The organism is Gordonia sp. 852002-50816_SCH5313054-c, from assembly GCF_001665925.1.
Lineage (GTDB): Bacteria > Actinomycetota > Actinomycetes > Mycobacteriales > Mycobacteriaceae > Gordonia > Gordonia jacobaea.
In genome coordinates this window covers 1-19291 of sequence record NZ_LZTE01000065.1, presented here as the reverse complement: position 1 = coordinate 19291, position 19291 = coordinate 1, and the positions used below count along the sequence as shown (strand labels likewise).

Here is a 19291-nt window from a genome sequence, read left to right as displayed (position 1 = left end):
TATGCGATCGTCGGCAGCGTCAGATGTGTATAAGAGACATTCGCGGTCGTGATCGGCCCGACCGGCGACTCCGGGTCGTCCGGATTGTTCATGCCCGGTTTGGCCCACGCGTCCAACACCGTGTCCAGCCGTGCGCGGGCGATCGGATCGAGGTCGGCGGTCAATCGCGACATCAACTGCGCGTTCTGCCGGTTCACCCACAGGCGACGTCGACGTTTGCGATCTTTCGAGGTGGTCAGCGTGCCATCCGGATCCAGGTGCGCCAACAATCGTGACCCGAGGTTGGTGATTTCGGCGGGCGTGAATTGGACCGCATACCCGGCCATCTGTGCTTCGGCGGCAGCTTTGGTCTCGGCCGACACTTCACCGGGGATCTCCTCCAGCACCTCCAACACCGCACGGACATGTGCGCCCGCGACACGACCCTCGACGACATAGCCGGCCAGGGTGGGACACGACGGCGGTAGTCGGTTACCGCAGATCGTGGTGAACGAGCCGGTCGCCGCGATCACCCGATGCCGGGCCGCGGGGTCACCGATGTGCAGGCCGTGGCCCATGAAGTTCCGGATGTCGCGGAAACCCAGGGCGCGGGGTAGGTCGCGGTCGGAGGCTTCCACAATCAAACGATCCGTCACCGCACCCGCAGTGCGCAGTGCTAGGCGTTCCGCTTCGACGGTGGCTTCGACCAGCGCCGCATCCGACACCAACGACACATCGACGGCAGCCAACTCGTCCAGCACCGCGGCAAGGCGTGACAGCTTCTCCGCCACGACAGCATCCGCCGAACCCACCGCAGCAGTAGCCAAAGCCGAAGGCGCACCACCGGCCCCAACGTCATTGCTGTTGCTGTTCACGTGCCGCCACCCCCGCCCCACGTCATGTCGAATATGTGTTCTACATTACCCGACAATACCGACAGCGTCGAGGAAAACTCGAAAGAGCTTTCGATCGCAGATTCAGGCGCTCAACAGATCGCGGGTGATCTGAAGCTGGCCCAGGTGCTGGGCCAAGTCGTGTACGACATGCAGCACCACCCACTGAGGCGTGACGGTGTTGAGGTCGACCTTCGCGCGTGTTCCGCGTGCATCGCGGCCCGCAATTCCGTCGCGCACCATGCGCGTCGACCACACATCCATATCGGCGCGGACCTGCGCGATGCGTATGACGAGATCGTCGCGCGTTCCCGTCGCGTCGAACTCCCGCGACCGATCACGGGGCAGATCCATTCCGCACCCGAATGTTCCCAGCCACCAGCGGGCCATCTCGATGCAGTGGTGGACGATCGCATATGGCGCGTTGGAACCTGCGACCGGCAAGCTTCTGTTGAGGTCTGCATCGGCCACGCCGTCGAGCGCAGTCAGAACGCCGTCCCAGCATCGATCAGCGGTGTCACGAGCGGCCTCAAACCAGAGATCCATCGCTATAGCGTGTCACGTTCGGATCGTCGTGATCTTGCAGGAACCGCCATCTCGGCGCAGTAACGAAGTTCGGGCCTCGTCGACGAATCCTCGTCAAGAGCGTCACATATCGACATAGTGGAGTGTGGAGTCGCCAACCGAGCGACTCCCAACGAGGAAAGGGTTTACCCATGGCACTCGACGACGACGACATCACCACCTCCAGCCCAGGGGGTGAAGGTCCTGCCGATGGCGGCTCAAATCCCGGCGGACACGACGGCGGCGCAGACGGCACCGCCTCACCCGGCGAAGGACCAGCCGACGGCGGCTCCAACCCCGGCGGACACGACGGCGGCGCAGACGGCACCGCCTCACCCGGCGAAGGACCAGCCGACGGCGGCTCCAACCCCGATGGACACGACGGCGGCGCAGACGGCACCGCCTGAGTGACGACAATGCTGAGCCGCTGCATCGCCATCGACCCCGACGCGTTCGCGCGTGATCACTGGGGTCGGCGTCCTCTGCTCAGCAGATCGGACGCGCTCCCCCGCGACTTCGACGATCTTCTCTCGCCGCGCCGCGTCGACGAGTTGATCGCCGAGCGCGGGGTGCGTGCACCGTTCATCCGGATGGCCAAGGAAGGCGGTCTGGTAGGCAAAGAGAACTACCTCGGGCCGGCCGGTTTCGGTGCGGAGATGCCCGATCAGGTCGATTCGGCAAAAGTGCTGGCGCAGTTCGCCTCTGGTGCCACGATCGTTCTGCAGGGGTTGCACCGACTGTGGCCGCCCATCATCGACTTTGTGCGTGGGATGGTCGACGACCTCGGACACCCGGTACAGGCCAACGCCTACATCACCCCACCCGCAAATCGCGGTTTCGATCCCCACTACGACGTACACGACGTCTTCGTACTCCAGATCTCCGGCCGCAAGCACTGGCGGGTTCACGCCCCGGTACACACCGATCCCCTCGCCGACCAACCCTGGACCGACCACCGTGATGCAATCAAGGCGCGCAGTCACGAAGAGCCGGTGATCGACACCGTCCTCGAACCCGGCGACGCCCTGTACCTTCCGCGCGGATGGCTCCACTCGGCAGAAGCTCTCGGCCACACGTCGATTCATCTCACGGTCGGGGTATCGGCTGTCACTGCCTTCGATCTGGTCCGGGCGGTCGTCGACCAACTCGGCACAGTCGAATCGCTACGCGCCGCGCTGCCGATGGGTACCGACTTCACCGACCCCGACGAGTCAGCGGCGCTGGCAGCCAAGACAATTGCTGCCGTCATCGACGTATTGCAGGCCAACACAACAGATCTGGCCGAAAGCACCGCCGCGCGGTTGTCGACGATCCACGCCGAGCGAACCCGACCCGTGGCAGTTCGACCGCTCGCCACACTCGACGCAGTCAACTCACTCACCGAACACACGACGGTGAGGCGACGCCACGGCCTCGTCGTCGAAGTCCGTCGTGCGTTGCAACGTACCGAGATTCGCCTTCCCGATCGGACCATCAGCTTCCCCGACTACTGCACAGAGGCACTCGAGGCCGCAGTATCCGGAGCCACCGTCACCGCGGGTGAACTACCGGGACTCGACGCCGCCGACAGCCTCGTGCTGATTCGCAGACTGCTTCGTGAGGGCGTCGTCGTTCTCGAGAGTGGATCGGTTCCAACCGGATGACCCGTCGTCCTCCGTGTAGCGTGCAATCCGCGGAGCGCGGTGATCCGATCTACGGCACAGCCTCGGCGGGAACATTGTGGGTCCTGCTCGAACTCGGTGGTGCGTGGGGACATTCGGCGTTCTTGCAATCGCCGTCCATCATCGACCCCGACCTCGGTCTGAGCATCGTGCGTCGGGTCGAGAAGCAGCGCATGCGGATTGTCGCGATTCGACGACCGGGACGCCGACCGCAAACACCACGGTGGCGTTGGTTCATCGTGGACTCCACGCCGGGAGCGGAAAGCGTGCACGCTGGCGAAGTCGACGGTCCTGCAGGCTATCTCGACCTCGCGCTCGACGGGTCCGACGGCGCTCCATCGACCGAACCTCTCGTCGCAGTGTGCGCGCACGGTAAGCATGACCAGTGCTGTGCAGTTCGGGGTCGGGCCGCGACAGCATCGATCGCGTCGGCGTATCCGGAGTGGACGTGGGAGTGTTCACACCTCGGTGGTGACCGTTTCGCCGCGACAGGGCTGATCCTTCCGCACGGTCTCTGTTACGGAAGACTCGACACCGCCGTCGACCCAGCGTCCATCGTTGAGCTCTACACCCAAGGGCGCCTTGTGGATTCGCTACTGCGTGGACGTACGTCACTCCCCCACGCCGTGCAGGCCGCACAGCACTTCGCCCGCGTCGAGACCGGAGATGACCGCATCGACTCGTTCGCGCCGATCGACGTCACACACGTCGATGGGCGGATCCACGTCCGTCTGACGGGCCACGTCGGCCCCGTCGACGTGGTGCTCGGTGAGGAGTTCTCCGAGCCGCTGTTCTCGATGTGTGAAGCGAATGTCGCTGGACGCGTACGGCAGTTCACGCTGGACTCCATCGCCTTCGGACAGGTCGCCGCGACCTGACCGTGACCCTGTATCGATCGGTGGTCGGCGACGTATCGAGCACGCGTCACCCACGTCGACGAGCGCCGTCGGCGTCGGTGAGCGCGCATGCTCGACTCATGGGAATCAACAAGAACGACACCGTCGAATGGAATACGTCCCAGGGACCGACGCATGGGCACGCGAAGGAAAAGCGCACATCGCCATTCACCTTCGACGGTCAGAAGTTCAATGCTAGCGACGACGACCCGTACTGGATTGTCGAATCGTCGAAGACAGGATCGCAGGCGGCGCACAAGGAGTCGTCGCTCACCAAGAAGTGAGTGATCCGTACCCACATTCTCGACAGGTCACATATTTTCGAAGGCCCGACCGAGTTCGGCACCGACGTCGATGATGCGAGCAGCTTTGACCTCGGGCTTGTCGATCTCTTCCGCCACGTGCTGGGCGACGAAGCGCTTGATTTCGGTGTCGACCTGACCGACGGCACGGATGAATTCGCCACGCAGGTTGTGCGACGCGACGCCGACTATCACGTCTTTCGGCCGTGGCGGAGTGACGTCGATCCGCAACTCCAACGGCTCGGCGGCACGAACGGTCAGCGGTAGCGTGATCAGCCCGTCGACGTCGTACTTGATGCGGTCGACTCGCAGATCCACGACGAGACCGATGGTCAGCATGATCTCAACGGTGAACGTGATCAGTTCCCCGACGTTGCGCGCGATGCGCGGCTCGCCGATCTCGACGTGCGCGGTCACGCGAGCGAGCCCACCGGGGCCGGACGGGATGGGACCGACGTCGAACGATCCACCCGTGATAGAGGAGAACGCTGACCCCACCCGCTCCTCGGTCACGGCGACCTCGAAGAACCGGCGGCCGAACTCTTCATACGTCAGCTGCGTCATCCCCTTCATCGTGCCATTTCATCGATCGTCATAGAACACGTTCGCCTCGATCCGGCGCGGCGAGTCGTACCCTCGGGACATGTCTTTTCAGGGCTTCCCCGAGGCCGCCCTCGATTTCTACGACGACCTCGAGGTCGACAACAGCAAGGCTTTCTGGGAACAACACAAGCAGACATATCAGAGCGCTGTGGCCGCACCGATGCGTGAGCTGACCGACGCACTTGCCGATGAGTTCGGTGAAGCGAAGCTGTTCCGCCCGTACCGCGACGTCCGGTTCTCGAAAGACAAGTCGCCCTACAAGACCCATCAGGGCGCCTACGTTGCAGTGGCACCGGCGACCGGCTACTACGTCCAGATCAGTGCACCGGGTGTCATGGTGGGTGCCGGCTTCTACGACGCTTCGCCCGAGCGATTGTCCGCGATGCGCACAGCCATCGACGACGATCGACGTGGCCGCGAACTCGAACAGATCGTGCGTCGACTCGAGGACGCAGGATTCGACATCGGCGGAGAACGTCTGAAGACGGCTCCTCGCGGATGGGATGCCGGCCACCCACGAATCGAGCTACTGCGGCACAAGACGTTGACGGTCTCGCGCGATTACGGATTCGACGCCGTGATCCATGGTCCCGACCTGGTCGAGCGCGTGCGCGCTGACTGGCGCACCGCCCGACCACTCGTGGACTGGCTCATCCAACACGCTCTCGCGTGACGCCTCGCTTGACGTCCAGAAACGCCTGCGGGACATGCTGCGCTAGTCGACTGCGCCGTCGACGTAGACCCACGAGCCGTCGAGTCTGGTGAACGTCGACAGCTCGTGCATCTGCCCTCGACGCCCCTCGGCGCGATAGAACGCCGTGAACTCGACCGTGCCCGTGGTGTCGAACGGGCCGCCGCCGCTCACCGATTCGACGTCGAGACGCAGCCACCGCATGCTGTCATCGAGACCGAGGTCGGCCGGTCGGGTATCGGGATGCCAACTGCGCAGCAGGTGATTTCGGTCGCCGACGGCGAACGCGGTGAAGCGCGACCGCATCAACGCTTCGGCGGTTGGGGCACGGCGCTCTCCACGCAGGATCGACCCACAGCATTCGGCCAACGTCAGGCCGGTCCCGCACGGGCAGCGCGCGTCGTCGTCGAGTGTCGTGCTCATGGCGGCCCAGCATATGCCGCCGCGACCGATGGTCCCAGCCGACTGCCAGCGTCCGCCCATCACGGTGGCAGCGTCGGCGACTGTGATGGTGGCATGACAACGATTACTCATACCCCAGCAGTCACCCGTACCCGTCGCGCCGACACGGTTGTACTGATCATGGACGGTAGCGTTCGAGCTCACTGCGTCGCACGACAGATCCTGGATCGCGGGAAGAACCTCGCCATCGCGGGAACCCGTGGTCACGACCTCGTTCCCTATGTCGACGCTGCCGTGCGAGACCGTGTGGTGACGGTCATCGCCGATCCCTCCGATCCGACGCAGATCGACGCGGTCATCGAACGCGCGAGTGACACCCTCGGACCCGTGATCATGGTCGTCGATCCCGGCGGGTTGCTCTCCGACGTTCACGCCGCCGACCGTCACGCCGCCTGACACGCCGCACTGCCGGCGTCTGCGGCGAGGGCGGTCTGCGGTGGAGAGGTCTGCGGTAGAGCTGCGTCAAGATCTGACGAGTCGGCGTCAAATTCGCGTCAGAGGCGCTCGCATAACGACTTTCCGGCTATACAACGTCCCTCGTGGCATTACCCGGAACACGTACGCGAGTGTTGGCGCGCGACGAGGCATCGTCGTCGAACTCGACCTCCGCTGACCCGTCGAGAACTTCACGAAGCCGCGACAAACGTCGCCTGACCGCGACGACGGGTCTGGCAGCGCTCTCGCTCGATGCGATGGCGTCGGTCGCCTATGGGCCGGAGGCGATCGTCCTCGTGCTCGCCGCGGCGGGCGGCAACGCGTTGGGACTGACCCTTCCCGTCAGTGCCGCGATCGTCGTACTCCTCGCGGTGTTGGTGCTCTCCTACCGGCAGCTGATCGCTGCATTCCCCGACGGCGGCGGTGCTTACGCCGTCGCCAAAGCCCATCTCGGCCGCCGCGCATCACTTGTCGCCGCGGCTTCGCTCGTCATCGACTACGTCCTCAATGTCGCTGTGTCCGTGACCGCCGGAACCGCCGCACTCACCTCCGCCTTTCCCGCAGCGGGGCGGTATACCGTCTGGATCGCGCTCTCGGTGCTGGCCTTGATCACAGCCGTCAACCTGCGCGGAATCGTCAGCAGCGCCAGAGCTTTCGTCACTCCAACCGTTGTGTTCGTGGTGAGCATCGCGTCGGTGATCGTCGTCGGCCTCGTCAACGGCGGAAGCCACAGTGTCCCGCAGGTCGACTCACAAACGGTCGGGACCATCGGAATCTTGCTGGTACTCAAAGCATTCTCCAGCGGCTGCGCCGCGTTGACGGGCGTCGAGGCCATTGCCAATGCGACGCCACAGTTCAGGGAGAATCGAATCCGCCGCGCGCAGCGTGCTGAGGTGGCGCTCGGCGTGCTCCTCGGCGCGATGATGCTCGGCATCGCCGCACTCGTGGAGCGTCTGCACATCCAACCGCAGGCAGGCGTCACGGTGCTGTCGCAACTCACGGAAGGCGTATTCGGGCGTGGTGCAATGTATTACGTGGTGCAGGTAGCCACGATCGTGCTGCTCGCCCTTGCTGCCAATACGTCGTTCGGCGGGTTGCCGCAACTGATGAAAGTTGTTGCGAGCGACGATCATTTGCCGCATCGACTCACTCGCCGAACACGCAACGGTGTGTACCGCAACGGAGTTCTCATTCTTGCGGGCGCATCCGCTCTGCTGATTGTCGTCTCGGGCGGAGACGTCAATGCCCTCGTCCCGTTGTTCGCCATCTGCGTGTTCATCGGCTTCACCCTCGCGCAGGTCGGCCTGGTGCGTCACTGGTCGGTCACGCGGTCACACGGTTGGCGACGCCGCGCCGCGCTCAACGGCTTCGGCGCGGTACTCACCGCTGTGGCGGCGGTGGTCCTCACCGTGATGAAGGCCGGCGAGGGGTCCCTGTGGGTCGTCCTCGTGTTGGCGATACTCGTCGCGGCGATGGAGTTGCTGGCCCGAAGTTACCGACGCACAAGGGAACTCGACATTCGGACGGCCGCCGATACGTCGCACCCAGGAGAACACCCGCGACACTCCTTCGCCGGACAGGGCCTCGCCGTCGTACCCGTCTCGTCACCGTTGTGTTGTGCCACCAACGACGCCCTGCATGCGGCCCGCGCGTTCGGCCGCGAGGTCGTCGCACTGCATGTCGTCATCGACGGTGACTCAGTACGAGAAGGCGACACGGCACGAGAAGGCGACACGGCACAAGAAGGCGATACCGGCGCGGCCATCGCTCGCGAGCATGACGATTTCGCGTCGGAGTGGCGGCGGTACCACCCGCTCGACCGCCTGGTCGAAGTCCGCGCACCCGACGAGGACTCCGTCGTCGATGTCCTCGCCGACCATATCGCCACCCTGGCAAGCAACGACGACGTGCTCGTGATCATCCCCGACTCCGCGTCGGACACACGCGCAAAGCTACTGTCCTCGGGACGGGCCGACGACCTCGAGCGAGCACTCAAGCGCACAACACACGCTTTGGTCACGAGGACGCGGACCAACGTCGACGCCCGCCGCTCGACGTCCATCGCGAATGTGCGCAGGTAGCAGCGGGGGCAAGGCACTGGGTAAGCCTCGGGGCACCTATTCTCCGGTGGACTAACCTGATCGAATGCCTTCGTTGTCGACGACCCGCCGGATCACCGCGGGGATACTCATAGCGCTGGCCGGAATCTGCTACTCGTCGTGGGTCCTCGAGTTCTTCTGGTCGAGCCCGCTCGATCCGCTGAACAGCTTCCTCAGCGAACTCGACGCTGCCCACCGACCCCACCGAGCGGTGTACGAGGTCGGCGACATCCTCACCTCGATCTTCGCGGTGTGCTCGGCGCTGATTCTCTTTCTTCCGCGCCCGATCGTGAGTGGGGTGTACGCACGGATCGCTGTGATCTCGTTCGGCGTGTTCGGTGCAGCGACGTTGGCCGATGCGCTCGCACCCATCGACTGCATCCCCGGCGTCGACAAGGATTGCCCGTACGAACCGAGTGGGCTTCTCCCCCAGTTGCATCACATACATGCGTTGACCAGCACGGTCGCCGTGTTCGCCATCTTCATCACGATGATCGCGGGTGTGGTGGCCGCCTATCGACAACGCCCGCCGCTATGGCCGCTGCTCCGGACAGCCGGGCTCGGGGTACTCGTCATCGTCGCGGTGACCACCGCGTGGATGCTGATCGCCGACAACCTGCACGGCGACTACTACCTCGGGCTGGCGCAGCGCATCCAGGTCGGAGGCATGTCGGTGTGGTTGATCCTGTGGGGCATAGCGGTGTGCACGCAGCGCACACGCGCTCCGGCTCGCGCTGCGACCAGCACACCTGGTCAGGTCAGTTCGACCTCGTAAACGACGAAGTCGTTCGACGCGATGGTGTCGTACAGAGAACGGGCCGTCGTGTTGTCGCGTGCGGTCTGCCAGTAGACCTTCGGTAGTCCTTGGTTGCGAGTCCACTCGAGTACGTGATCGATCAGTGCCCGCCCTGCGCCACTCCGGCGAACATCCGGAGCGACGAAGAGGTCTTCGAGATAGGTGTAGGAAGCATCGCTCCACGTCGACGCATGCGTCAGCCAGTGCACGATGCCGATCGCTCGTCCGGTCTCGTCGCGCGCGATCGCACCGAACATCGGGTAGTCGGGGTCGAGGATCCGTGCGAAGGTCAGATCATTCTGTTCGTCGCTCAGTTCGTGCTCGTAGAACGTCAGGTACCCCGCCCACAGCGGAGCCCAGTCCTGCCGATCGGCCTCCGTCAATGGCGCGATTGTGGTGGTCATCAGTCGTCTCTCTCGTGAGTGTTCATCGGTGTCGCAAGTCAGCGATCAGGAAGGCAGCGGCCCGGGCTCTCGCATCGGCGGCGCGCCATTCTCATGTGGCACGTCAGCCGTCATGCAGTCGGGCGGAACACCACTCCACGCTTCAGCGCCGAACCCGAAACCGGTTGTGCAAAGGTATCTCCCACGTGCACCACGTAGCCGCTCTGGCTGGCGTCGACGTCATCGACGGAGAACCTCAGCACACACTGCCGACCCTCGTCCGTACTGTGGCGTTCGAGCGGCGTCGTCGCAAGTTTCGTGCCCGTTTCGCTGTAGATGGTCACGACCGACTTGTCGGAAATGGTGCCGCCGTTGGCTTCGGTCTCCCACGACCCGCAGCTCACCGGAACCCCTCCGATCGCAGTGAAATGCGGCGTGTAGTTGATCCCGAGCACGACGGCGAGCCCGGCGAGGGCCGCGAACACAACCATCGCGATCGACGTGCCGACAATGACCGGCACGCGAGTCTTGTGCTGCCACTCGCGTCGCGGCAACGCGGCACCCGAGTCCAGCCAGAACTCGGTGGTCCCTTGCTGCGAGTCACTCGGATACTGCGGCTGCTGGAAGGTCTGCGGGTAGCCCTGGTTCTGCGAGTACTGCTGCTCTTTGGGGTACTCCTGCGACTGTGTGTGTTGCGGCGAATGGGGGTGTTGCTGGCCCGACCACGATCCCGGATGCACTACGTGTCACTCCTTCGGAGGAAAGTATTTGATCAGGGCTTCTTGCACGACGGAGGTCGCAAGGGTTCCGTCTCGCTTCCAGAAGCGGCCCGAGCCCATCCCGCGCGAGCCGGTGGCGACCGGCGATCGCGTGGCGTAGAGCATCCACTCGTCGAAGCGGAAGTCACGGTGAAACCACATCGAGTGATTGACGGTCGCCGCGAACAGTCGGTCGATGCCCCAGGACAGGCCGTGCGTCGTGATGATCGAGTCGAGCACCGTGGTGTCGGACGCGTAGCACATCGCTGCGACGTGGAGCAGCGGATCGTCGGGCATGACGCCGTCGGCCTTCATCCATACTCTGTTGTCGCGCAACGTCTCTCCGGCTTCGCGCATCTTCCATGAGGGATCATTGGCGAAGCGGATGTCGATGGGATGCAACGCGTTGACGAAGGTGGCGATGCGGTCCTCGAAGCCCTTGAAGTGCTCGCCGAGCGGGGGCAATTCTTCCGGGTAGGGAACCTGAGGGATCTCGACCGCGTGCTCGAGACCCGCGGCGTTGTCCTGGAATGCGACGAGCATGGTGAAGATGACCTCGTCGTCTTGGATCGCGGTCACCTGCCGATTGGCGAATGACTTGCCGTCGCGGTAGCGGTCGATGTGGTACTCGAGGGGCTTCTTGACGTCGCCGCCGCGGATGAAGTGTGCGTGCAACGCGTGGACGGGAGGGTTCCCGCGCGTCAGGGTGCGTCCCGCCGCGACGACGCCCTGCCCGAGCATCTGGCCGCCGAAGGTGCGCGCGGTCTTCTGCTCGGGGTGCTGCCCGATGAACAGGTCGTCCTCGCGTCGTTCGACGTCGAGCAGGTCGAGGAGTTTGCCGAGATCCTCGGACACGTCGGTTGTCATGCAGATCACCCTATGCGGTCAGCCGCAGAGGAGGTGCGGCTGGTGGCTGCGTCGGCTCGTGGCGACGGGCGCAGCCACGAGCCGCGCAGAAACCTCAGTGGTCCTGCTCGCCGATGCGGTGCACGTGAATCATGTTGGTCGAGCCGACGGTGCCGGGGGGCGCGCCGGCGACGATCACGACAACGTCGCCATCGCGAAGCCTGCCGATGCGCAGGAGTTGCAAGTCGACCTGATCGATCATGTTGTCGGTGGTGTCGACGCGGTCGACGATGAACGTCTCGGTGCCCCAGCTCAGGGCGAGCTGGCTGCGCACGGCCTGGGTGGGCGTGAATGCCAGCAGCGGGAGTCGTGAGTGCAGGCGCGCGAGGCGTCGAACCGTGTCACCGGACTGGGTGAACGCGACGAGGGCTTTGACTTCGAGTCGTTCTCCGATGTCGCGTGCGGCGTAGGAGATGATGCCGCGCTTGGTGCGCGGGACGTGCGACAGCGGCGGGACGTCGCGCGAGCTTCCCTCGACGGCCTTGCAGATCCGGTTCATGGTGCGCACCGCTTCGATGGGCCATTTGCCGACCGATGTCTCGCCGGAGAGCATCACCGCATCGGCGCCGTCGAGCACGGCGTTGGCGACGTCGGATGCCTCCGCGCGGGTTGGGCGCGAGTTCTCGATCATGGAGTCGAGCATCTGGGTTGCCACAATCACCGGCTTGGCGTTCTCGCGAGCCATCTGGATGGCACGCTTCTGCACGAGCGGCACTTCCTCCAGCGGCAGTTCGACGCCGAGGTCGCCGCGGGCGACCATGATGGCGTCGAACGCGAGCACGATGGCCTCGAGGTTGTCGATGGCCTCGGGCTTCTCCAGCTTGGCGATGACGGGCACGCGGCGTCCGACACGGTCCATGACCTCGTGGACGAGTTCGATGTCGGCAGGGCTGCGCACGAAGGACAGAGCCACGAGGTCGACGCCGAGGCCGAGGGCGAACTCGAGGTCGGCGATGTCTTTCTCGCTCATCGCGGGCACCGAGACGTTCATGCCCGGCAGTGAGAGGCCCTTGTTGTTGGAGACCGGGCCACCCTCGGTGACGGTGCAGACCACGTCGTTGCCTTCGACGTCGGTGACCACGAGGCCCACCTTGCCGTCGTCGACGAGCAGCCGGTCGCCGGGGACGGCGTCGTCGGCGAGTCGCTTGTAGGTGGTCGACACGCGGTCGTGCGTTCCGACGATGTCGTCGGTGGTGATGCGCACGGTGTCGCCGGTGTTCCACATGACTTCGCCGTTGAGCGCGCCGTCGTCTTCGAATTTGCCCAGTCGGATCTTGGGACCCTGGAGATCGGCGAGGATGCCGACGGCCTTCTCGGCGTTGTCGCCGGCCTTTCGCACTCTTTCGTAGACCACTTTGTGGTCGTCGTGCGTGCCGTGGCTGAAATTGAGTCGCGCGACGTCCATTCCGGCGTCGACGAGTTCCTTCAGCCTCTCTTCGCTATTGGTAGCTGGACCCAGGGTGCAGACGATCTTGGTTCGGCGTTCCACTGTGCTCACCTTAGTCCGCTCGTTTCGGCATAGCCATCGTTACACCTGAGTTGTCACCGGACGTCAACGCAGCGTTGCTCGTCGCGGGTCAGCGTACGGACAGCGGGAGTTGGGCTGGTTTTACCGGTGACGGCAAATCCGAGGCACCCATGAGGAATTCGTCGACGGCGCGTGCAGTCGAACGTCCCTCGGCGATCGCCCACACCACCAACGACGCTCCGCGGTGGGCGTCGCCGCACACGAACACGCCGGGCGCGTCGGTCTGCCAGTCGCTTCCGCACGAGATGTTGCCGCGGCGGTTGGGCTCGATCCCCAGATCGGTGAGAAGTGCCGTGTCGCGTACGCCTTCGAATCCGATGGCGAAAAGTGCCAACTCGCAAGGGATCTCGAACTCGTCGCTGACCGGGGTGATCACCCGTCGACCGTCGGGCTCACGTACGACCTTCACTTCGGCGAGCACCATCGCCGTCACGTTGCCGTCGGCGTCGCCGACGAATCGTTGCACCGCAACCTGGTACTTGCGTTCGCCGCCCTCCGCGTGCGCACTCGACGTCCGCATGACAAGCGGCCAGGTCGGCCACGGCGAACGGTTGTCGTCACGGTCGCTGGGTAGTTCGGCGTTGTAGTCGAGCTGGACCACCGACGCCGCGCCCTGGCGATGCGCGGTTCCGAGGCAGTCGGCTCCGGTGTCGCCGCCGCCGATGATGACGACGTGTTTCCCCGCGGCGCTGATCGGCGACGGCCCGTCGCCCTCGCACTCCTTGTTGGCGGGCACGAGGTGTTCCATCGCGAGGTGCACGCCGTTGAGCTCACGTCCCGGGACCGGATTGTCACGCGCCTTCATCGCGCCGATCGCGAGCACGACGGCGTCGTGCCTGCTGCGCAGTTCGTCGACCGTGAGATCGATTCCGACATCGCAGTTGACGACGAATTGTGTTCCCTCAGCGCGCATCTGAGCGATTCGCCGCTCGATGTCGGACTTCTGAAGCTTGTACTCGGGAATGCCGTAGCGCAGGAGTCCGCCGACGCGGTCGTCCTTCTCGTAGACCGTGACGTCGTGGCCGGCGCGGGTCAATTGTTGCGCTGCCGCCAATCCGCCGGGACCGGAGCCGACGACGGCAACCGACTTGCCCGACTTCGCATCCGGCGCCTCGGGGCCGATGATGCCCTCTGCCCACGACTCGTAGGCGATCGTCTTCTCGATGCGTTTGATCGTCACGCTGCCGCCGGTCGTCGGCTCGGAGATCGACAACACGCACGCCGCCTCGCACGGTGCGGGACAGACCATTCCGGTGAACTCGGGGAAGTTGTTGGTCGCGTGCAGGCGCGCGCTTGCGGCATCCCACCGACCACGACGCACGAGGTCGTTCCACTCAGGGATCAGATTCCCCAACGGACATCCCGCAGTTCCGGAGTGGCAGAACGGGATTCCGCAATCCATACACCGACGGGCCTGCTCGGATACCTCGTTGAGCGAGGCGACGGGGTCGAATCCGTGCGCGTACACGTCTTCCCAGTCCTGCACGCGCTCGGCGACCGGACGATACTTCGATTCTTTCTTCCCGACTTCCAGGAATCCGCGTGGGTCAGCCACGTGCCGCCTCCATGATCGCTGAATCAACATCTCGCCCTTCGGCTTCGGCCATCCTGGCCGCGTCGAGGACGCGCTTGTAATCGGTGGGCATCACCTTGGTGAAGGCCAGGCATCGCCTCGGCCAGTCGGCGAGCATCGACGCACCGATCGCCGATCCGGTGAGCTCGGTGTGCTTCGTGATGTGCTCATGCAGCCAGCGCAGGTCGTCGGGGTCGGGTCGCAGTAGCTCCACCATCGCACCGTTGACCTTGGTCTCGTCGAGGTCGTAGACGAACGCGATACCGCCGGACATTCCCGCGGCCATGTTGCGCCCGGTGGGTCCGAGGATCACCACGCGACCGCCCGTCATGTACTCGCAGGCGTGATCGCCGACGCCCTCGACCACCGCGGTCGCACCCGAGTTACGCACGGAGAAGCGCTCGCCGACCTTGCCGCGCAGGTAAACCTCGCCCGACGTCGCGCCGTAGAGGATGGTGTTACCCGCGATGACCTGGTCTTCTGCGATGAACCAGGCATCCTCGTGTGGAGCCACCACGATCTTGCCGCCACACAATCCCTTGCCGACGTAGTCGTTGGTGTCACCGGTGAGCTTGATGGTCACACCTGGCGGAAGGAACGCGCCGAGCGACTGCCCTGCCGAGCCGGTGAGCTCGACGGTGATGGTGTCCTCGGCAAGCCCTTCGGCGCCGTATCGTCGGGTCACCTCCGAACCGAGCAGCGTGCCGACGGTGCGGTTGACGTTGCGCACCGGGAGCTCGAGTGTCACCGGATGCGCGTCTTCGAGTGCACCTTCGGCGAGTTGGATGAGCGTCTGGTCGAGCGCTTTGTCGAGGCCGTGGTCCTGACCGCGCACACGGCGGGTCGGGCCCTTGTCCTCGATCCGACGGAAGATCGGGCTGAGATCGAGTCCCTTGCTCTTCCAATGGGCGACGGCGGTGTCGGTGTGGAGCCGCTGCGACTGTCCGATCGCGTCGTCGAGCGTCCGATATCCCAACTGCGCCAGGTACTTTCGCACGTCCTCCGCGATGAATCGGAAGAAGTTCACGATGTGCTCGGCCTGGCCGGTGAACCGTGAACGCAACACCGGGTTCTGCGTCGCGACGCCGACCGGGCAGGTGTCGAGGTGACAGACACGCATCATGATGCACCCGGACACGATGAGCGGTGCGGTCGAGAAGCCGTACTCCTCGGCACCGAGCAACGCGGCCATGATGACATCGCGACCCGTGCGCAGCGCGCCGTCGCACTGCACGGTGATGCGATCGCGCAAACCGTTCAGCATCAACGTCTGCTGGGCGTCGGCGAGGCCGATCTCCCAGGGTGTGCCCGCATGCTTGAGCGAGGTGAGCGGTGACGCTCCCGTTCCGCCGTCGTATCCGGAGATCAGCACGACGTCGGCGTGGGCCTTGGAGACACCTGTCGCGACGGTGCCGACACCGACAGCACTCACCAGCTTCACGTGGATGCGCGCATCGGAGTTGGCGTTCTTCAGATCGTGGATCAGTTGCGCGAGGTCTTCGATGGAGTAGATGTCGTGGTGCGGTGGCGGCGAGATGAGCGCGACGCCCGGCGTCGAATGTCGTGTCTTCGCGATCCACGGGTACACCTTGTACGCGGGGAGCTGGCCGCCCTCACCGGGCTTGGCACCCTGCGCCATCTTGATCTGGATGTCGGTGGCGTTGGTGAGGTAGTCGCTCGTCACGCCGAACCGACCCGACGCGACCTGCTTGACCGCGCTGCGTCGTTCCGGATCGTAGAGGCGGTCGGTGTCCTCGCCACCCTCACCCGAGTTGGAGCGGCCACCGATGCGGTTCATCGCGATCGCGATGGTCTCGTGGGCCTCGGCGGAGATCGAGCCGTAGCTCATCGCGCCCGTGTTGAAGCGCGTCATGATCGACTCGATCGGCTCGACCTCGTCGAGCGGCACGGGATCGCGACCGGTGAAGTCCAATTCGAACAATCCGCGAAGTGTGCCGCCCTTTCGCGACTGATCGTCGACCTTGTCCGAATACGCCTGGAACACATCGTCGCGTCCGGTCTTGGTGGCGTGCTGGAGCAAGAACACCGTCTCCGGGGTGAACATGTGCAGCTCACCCTCACGGCGGTATTGGTATTCGCCGCCCACTTCGAGTCGTCGGTACACCTGTTCGGTTGGGTTACGCGGGAACGCCCGGTGGTGTCGGATGCGCACTTCCTCGGCGAGTTCGTCGAGTCCGACGCCTTCGATCCGCGACACCGTCCTGGTGAAGTACTCCTTGACGACGGCCGACGAGAGGCCAACCGCCTCGAACGCCTGCGACGCCGTGTACGAGCTGATGGTCGAGATGCCCATCTTGCTCATCACCTTCAGGACGCCCTTGCCGAGCGCCTCGATGTAGTTGCGCTTCGCCTTCGACGGCCTGACGCCCGTCAGCTCGCCCTCGGCGATCAGATCCTCGATCGATTCGAGTGCAAGGTACGGGTTGACCGCCGCAGCGCCGAAGCCGATGAGCAGTGCGATGTGGTGGACTTCGCGCGCGTCACCCGACTCGACGATGAGCGCGATCTTCGTGCGCTCCTTGGTGCGGACGAGATGGTGGTGCACCGCCGACGCCGCGAGCAGTGAAGGGATCGGCGCGTGCTCACGATCGGAGTGCCTGTCCGACACGACGAGCGTGCTGTGCCCCTCCGCGATCGCCTGGCTGGCGCGGCGTCGAAGATCTTCGAGCGCATCGGCAAGGCCCTCCCCGCCGCGGGCCACCTCATAGAGTCCGTGGAGGACCTTCGCGGAGAGTCCCGGGTTGTCGCCGTCATCGTTGATGTGGACGAGCTTGGCGAGGTCGTCGTTGTCGATGACCGGCCAGTGCAGCATGATCTGTCGACACGACGCCGCGGTCGGGGCGAGCAGGTTCTGCTCGGGTCCCATCACACGCGCCATCGAGGTGACGATTTCCTCGCGGATCGCATCGAGTGGCGGGTTGGTGACCTGCGCGAACAGCTCGACGAAGTAGTCGTAGAGCAACCGCGAACGCTGCGACATCACGGCGACGGGCGTGTCGGTGCCCATCGAACCGAGCGGTTCGTAACCCGACGCCGCCATCGGGGTCAGCAAGACGCGCAGGTCTTCTTCGGTGTAGCCGAAGGACACCTGACGTCGGACGACCGTGTCGTGGTTGGGCTTGTAGACGGGGCGCGGCGGGAGCGTGGCGATGTCGAGGAGTCCCGCGTGCAGCCATTCGTCGTAAGGCTCCGAACGCATGAGATCGCCCTTGATCTCCTCGTCGGGGATGATCCGTCCCTGTGCGGTGTCGACGAGGAACATCCGACCCGGTTCGAGGCGCCCCTTGGAGACCACGTCGTCGACCGGAACGTCGAGGACGCCGGATTCCGAAGCGAGGATGACCCGTCCGTCGCGCGTCTGCCACCAACGTCCCGGGCGCAGTCCGTTGCGGTCTAGGACGGCGCCGACGACGGTTCCGTCGGTGAACGTCACACATGCCGGACCGTCCCACGCCTCCATCAGCGACGCGTTGAACTGCAGAAACGCGCGGCGCTTGGGGTCCATCGACGGGACGTTCTCCCACGCCTCCGGCACCATCAGCATCACCGCGTGCGGCACGCTGCGGCCACCGAGGTGAAGGAGTTCGAGGACCTCGTCGAGCGACGCCGAATCAGAAGCCTCGGGCGTGCAGATCGGGAACGCGCGCTTGAGGTCGCCGGGAATGAGGTCTGTCTCGAGCAGAGCCTCGCGGGCCCGCATGCGGTTGCGGTTGCCGCGCACGGTGTTGATCTCACCGTTGTGCGCGACGAACCGGAACGGGTGCGCGAGCGGCCACGATGGAAAAGTGTTGGTAGAGAAGCGCGAGTGGACGATGGCGATGGCACTCAGGCAACGGTCGTCACGCAGGTCGGGGTAGTAGAGCGGCAACTGCATCGTCGTGAGCATGCCCTTGTAGACCATGGTGCGACTCGACAGCGACGCGACGTACAACCCGGTGCCCGCGGCCTCGAATTCGGGCGTGATGCGCTCGGCCTGCTTGCGGAACGGGTAGATGTAGCGGTCGAGGTCGACGCCGCCGAGCCGTGGTTGTCCCGGTTCCGGTTCGACCGTGACGAACAACTGCGCCATGAAGGGCATGCAGCCGACTGCGGTCTCGCCGATGTCGGCGCCGTCGACGTCGACGGGGAGGTCACGCCACCCGAGGATCGTGATGCCCTCTGCCTCGGCGAGCGACCCGACGCGGTCCATCGCATCTCGGCGGGCCGCCTGGTCCATCGGCAGGAAGCAGGTGCCGGCAGCATAGGTGTTCGCACCGTTCTCCGACGGCGCGGGAAGTGCGAAATCGACTGTGCCACGGAACAATTCGTCGGGCAGCTGGATCAGGATGCCCGCTCCGTCGCCGCTGTTCGGCTCGGCGCCTGCAGCACCGCGGTGTTCGAGGTTCTCGAGTGCGAGCAGACCGTCGGCGACAATCGAATGCGACCGACGACCGTGGATGTCGGCAACCATCGCGACGCCGCACGAATCCACTTCTGTCTCTGGGTCGTACAGGCCCTGTTTGGCCGGGAGCGCAGAAAACAACATCACGAGCCTCCACTCGATTCGCGTGAATCAAATGCTGAAGTCCTCAGGGACAGCGCTGGCCCGTGGAGCAGGAGTCAGGACACGACGCCGTTGGGGACGCGTGTTCCCGGGTGAGATCCCACTCTATCCGACCACCGCCCGCCGCGTGGTTTTCGACGCCGCGGCGGGGGTTGGGGGCTGTCTCTTATACACATCTGACGCTGCCGACGATCGCAT

At 64.8% G+C, this 19291-nt stretch carries 18 protein-coding genes; 8 read left to right on the top strand and 10 right to left on the bottom strand.

What is annotated here, in order from left to right:
- Together A5788_RS17360 and A5788_RS17355 are read right to left on the bottom strand one after the other, a co-directional pair.
- Window positions 1-854: DUF222 domain-containing protein (locus tag A5788_RS17360; protein WP_156525545.1), on the bottom strand; the 854-nt coding region annotated here is incomplete at its 3' end.
- 102 nt (window positions 855-956) lie between these two features.
- Window positions 957-1418, bottom strand: coding sequence for a mycothiol transferase (locus A5788_RS17355; protein WP_049698178.1), 462 nt, complete (start codon window positions 1416-1418; stop codon window positions 957-959).
- A 170-nt stretch (window positions 1419-1588) separates the two neighbouring features.
- Between A5788_RS17355 and A5788_RS17350 the strand changes: the two genes are divergently transcribed.
- From A5788_RS17350 to A5788_RS17335, 4 genes are all read left to right on the top strand, one after another.
- On the top strand, window positions 1589-1843 hold the full coding sequence (locus tag A5788_RS17350; protein ID WP_005208825.1) for a hypothetical protein: 255 nt from the start codon (window positions 1589-1591) through the stop codon (window positions 1841-1843).
- Window positions 1844-1852: 9 nt separating this feature from the next.
- On the top strand, window positions 1853-3079 hold the full coding sequence (locus A5788_RS17345) for a cupin domain-containing protein (protein WP_049698557.1): 1227 nt from the start codon (window positions 1853-1855) through the stop codon (window positions 3077-3079).
- Window positions 3076-3975: a sucrase ferredoxin gene (locus tag A5788_RS17340; RefSeq protein WP_049698179.1), complete on the top strand. Its 900-nt coding sequence runs from the start codon at window positions 3076-3078 to the stop codon at window positions 3973-3975. The genes A5788_RS17345 and A5788_RS17340 overlap by 4 nt, the downstream gene beginning before the upstream one ends.
- A 98-nt stretch (window positions 3976-4073) precedes the next feature.
- On the top strand, window positions 4074-4277 hold the full coding sequence (locus A5788_RS17335; RefSeq protein ID WP_005208831.1) for a DUF2945 domain-containing protein: 204 nt from the start codon (window positions 4074-4076) through the stop codon (window positions 4275-4277).
- Between the two features lie 27 nt (window positions 4278-4304).
- Here A5788_RS17335 and A5788_RS17330 read toward each other — a convergent pair whose 3' ends face one another.
- On the bottom strand, window positions 4305-4859 hold the full coding sequence (locus A5788_RS17330; RefSeq protein ID WP_039856949.1) for a hypothetical protein: 555 nt from the start codon (window positions 4857-4859) through the stop codon (window positions 4305-4307).
- 79 nt (window positions 4860-4938) lie between these two features.
- Here A5788_RS17330 and A5788_RS17325 point away from each other — a divergent pair, with 79 nt between their 5' ends.
- Window positions 4939-5571 (top strand): DUF2461 domain-containing protein, encoded by a 633-nt coding sequence (locus A5788_RS17325; RefSeq protein ID WP_049698180.1) that lies wholly within the window; start codon window positions 4939-4941, stop codon window positions 5569-5571.
- A gap of 42 nt (window positions 5572-5613) precedes the next feature.
- On the opposite strand, the gene A5788_RS17320 is transcribed toward A5788_RS17325, so the two are convergent.
- Complete coding sequence (locus A5788_RS17320; RefSeq protein WP_049698558.1) at window positions 5614-6012, bottom strand: YchJ family protein; 399 nt, start codon at window positions 6010-6012, stop codon at window positions 5614-5616.
- Between the two features lie 93 nt (window positions 6013-6105).
- On the opposite strand from A5788_RS17320, the gene A5788_RS17315 reads away from it, so the two are divergent.
- The 3 genes from A5788_RS17315 (at window position 6106) to A5788_RS17305 (ending at window position 9360) form a co-directional block, all read left to right on the top strand.
- Window positions 6106-6447, top strand: coding sequence for a hypothetical protein (locus A5788_RS17315; RefSeq protein ID WP_049698181.1), 342 nt, complete (start codon window positions 6106-6108; stop codon window positions 6445-6447).
- A gap of 296 nt (window positions 6448-6743) precedes the next feature.
- Window positions 6744-8567 (top strand): APC family permease, encoded by a 1824-nt coding sequence (locus tag A5788_RS17310; protein WP_082938100.1) that lies wholly within the window; start codon window positions 6744-6746, stop codon window positions 8565-8567.
- Between the two features lie 64 nt (window positions 8568-8631).
- Window positions 8632-9360 carry a DUF998 domain-containing protein gene (locus A5788_RS17305; protein ID WP_049698182.1) on the top strand — a complete coding sequence of 243 codons (729 nt, stop codon included), beginning with the start codon at window positions 8632-8634 and terminating at the stop codon, window positions 9358-9360.
- Here the strand turns inward: A5788_RS17305 and A5788_RS17300 are convergent.
- The 6 genes from A5788_RS17300 to gltB all read right to left on the bottom strand — a co-directional run bounded on the left by A5788_RS17300 (window position 9339) and on the right by gltB (window position 19075).
- Window positions 9339-9785: a GNAT family N-acetyltransferase gene (locus tag A5788_RS17300; RefSeq protein ID WP_053117390.1), complete on the bottom strand. Its 447-nt coding sequence runs from the start codon at window positions 9783-9785 to the stop codon at window positions 9339-9341. The genes A5788_RS17305 and A5788_RS17300 overlap by 22 nt on opposite strands.
- Window positions 9786-9895: 110 nt before the next feature.
- Window positions 9896-10504: a hypothetical protein gene (locus A5788_RS17295; RefSeq protein ID WP_049698184.1), complete on the bottom strand. Its 609-nt coding sequence runs from the start codon at window positions 10502-10504 to the stop codon at window positions 9896-9898.
- Window positions 10505-10510: 6 nt separating this feature from the next.
- Window positions 10511-11389 (bottom strand): acyl-CoA thioesterase, encoded by an 879-nt coding sequence (locus tag A5788_RS17290; RefSeq protein ID WP_049698185.1) that lies wholly within the window; start codon window positions 11387-11389, stop codon window positions 10511-10513.
- A gap of 94 nt (window positions 11390-11483) precedes the next feature.
- Window positions 11484-12917, bottom strand: a complete 1434-nt coding sequence (gene pyk / locus A5788_RS17285) for a pyruvate kinase (RefSeq protein WP_039856938.1) — start codon at window positions 12915-12917, stop codon at window positions 11484-11486.
- Window positions 12918-13005: 88 nt separating this feature from the next.
- A complete protein-coding gene (locus A5788_RS17280; RefSeq protein WP_049698186.1) occupies window positions 13006-14511 on the bottom strand; it encodes a glutamate synthase subunit beta in 1506 nt (501 codons plus the stop codon).
- Complete coding sequence (gene gltB, locus A5788_RS17275; protein WP_049698187.1) at window positions 14504-19075, bottom strand: glutamate synthase large subunit; 4572 nt, start codon at window positions 19073-19075, stop codon at window positions 14504-14506. The genes A5788_RS17280 and gltB overlap by 8 nt, the downstream gene beginning before the upstream one ends.
- Window positions 19076-19291: the final 216 nt, after the last annotated feature.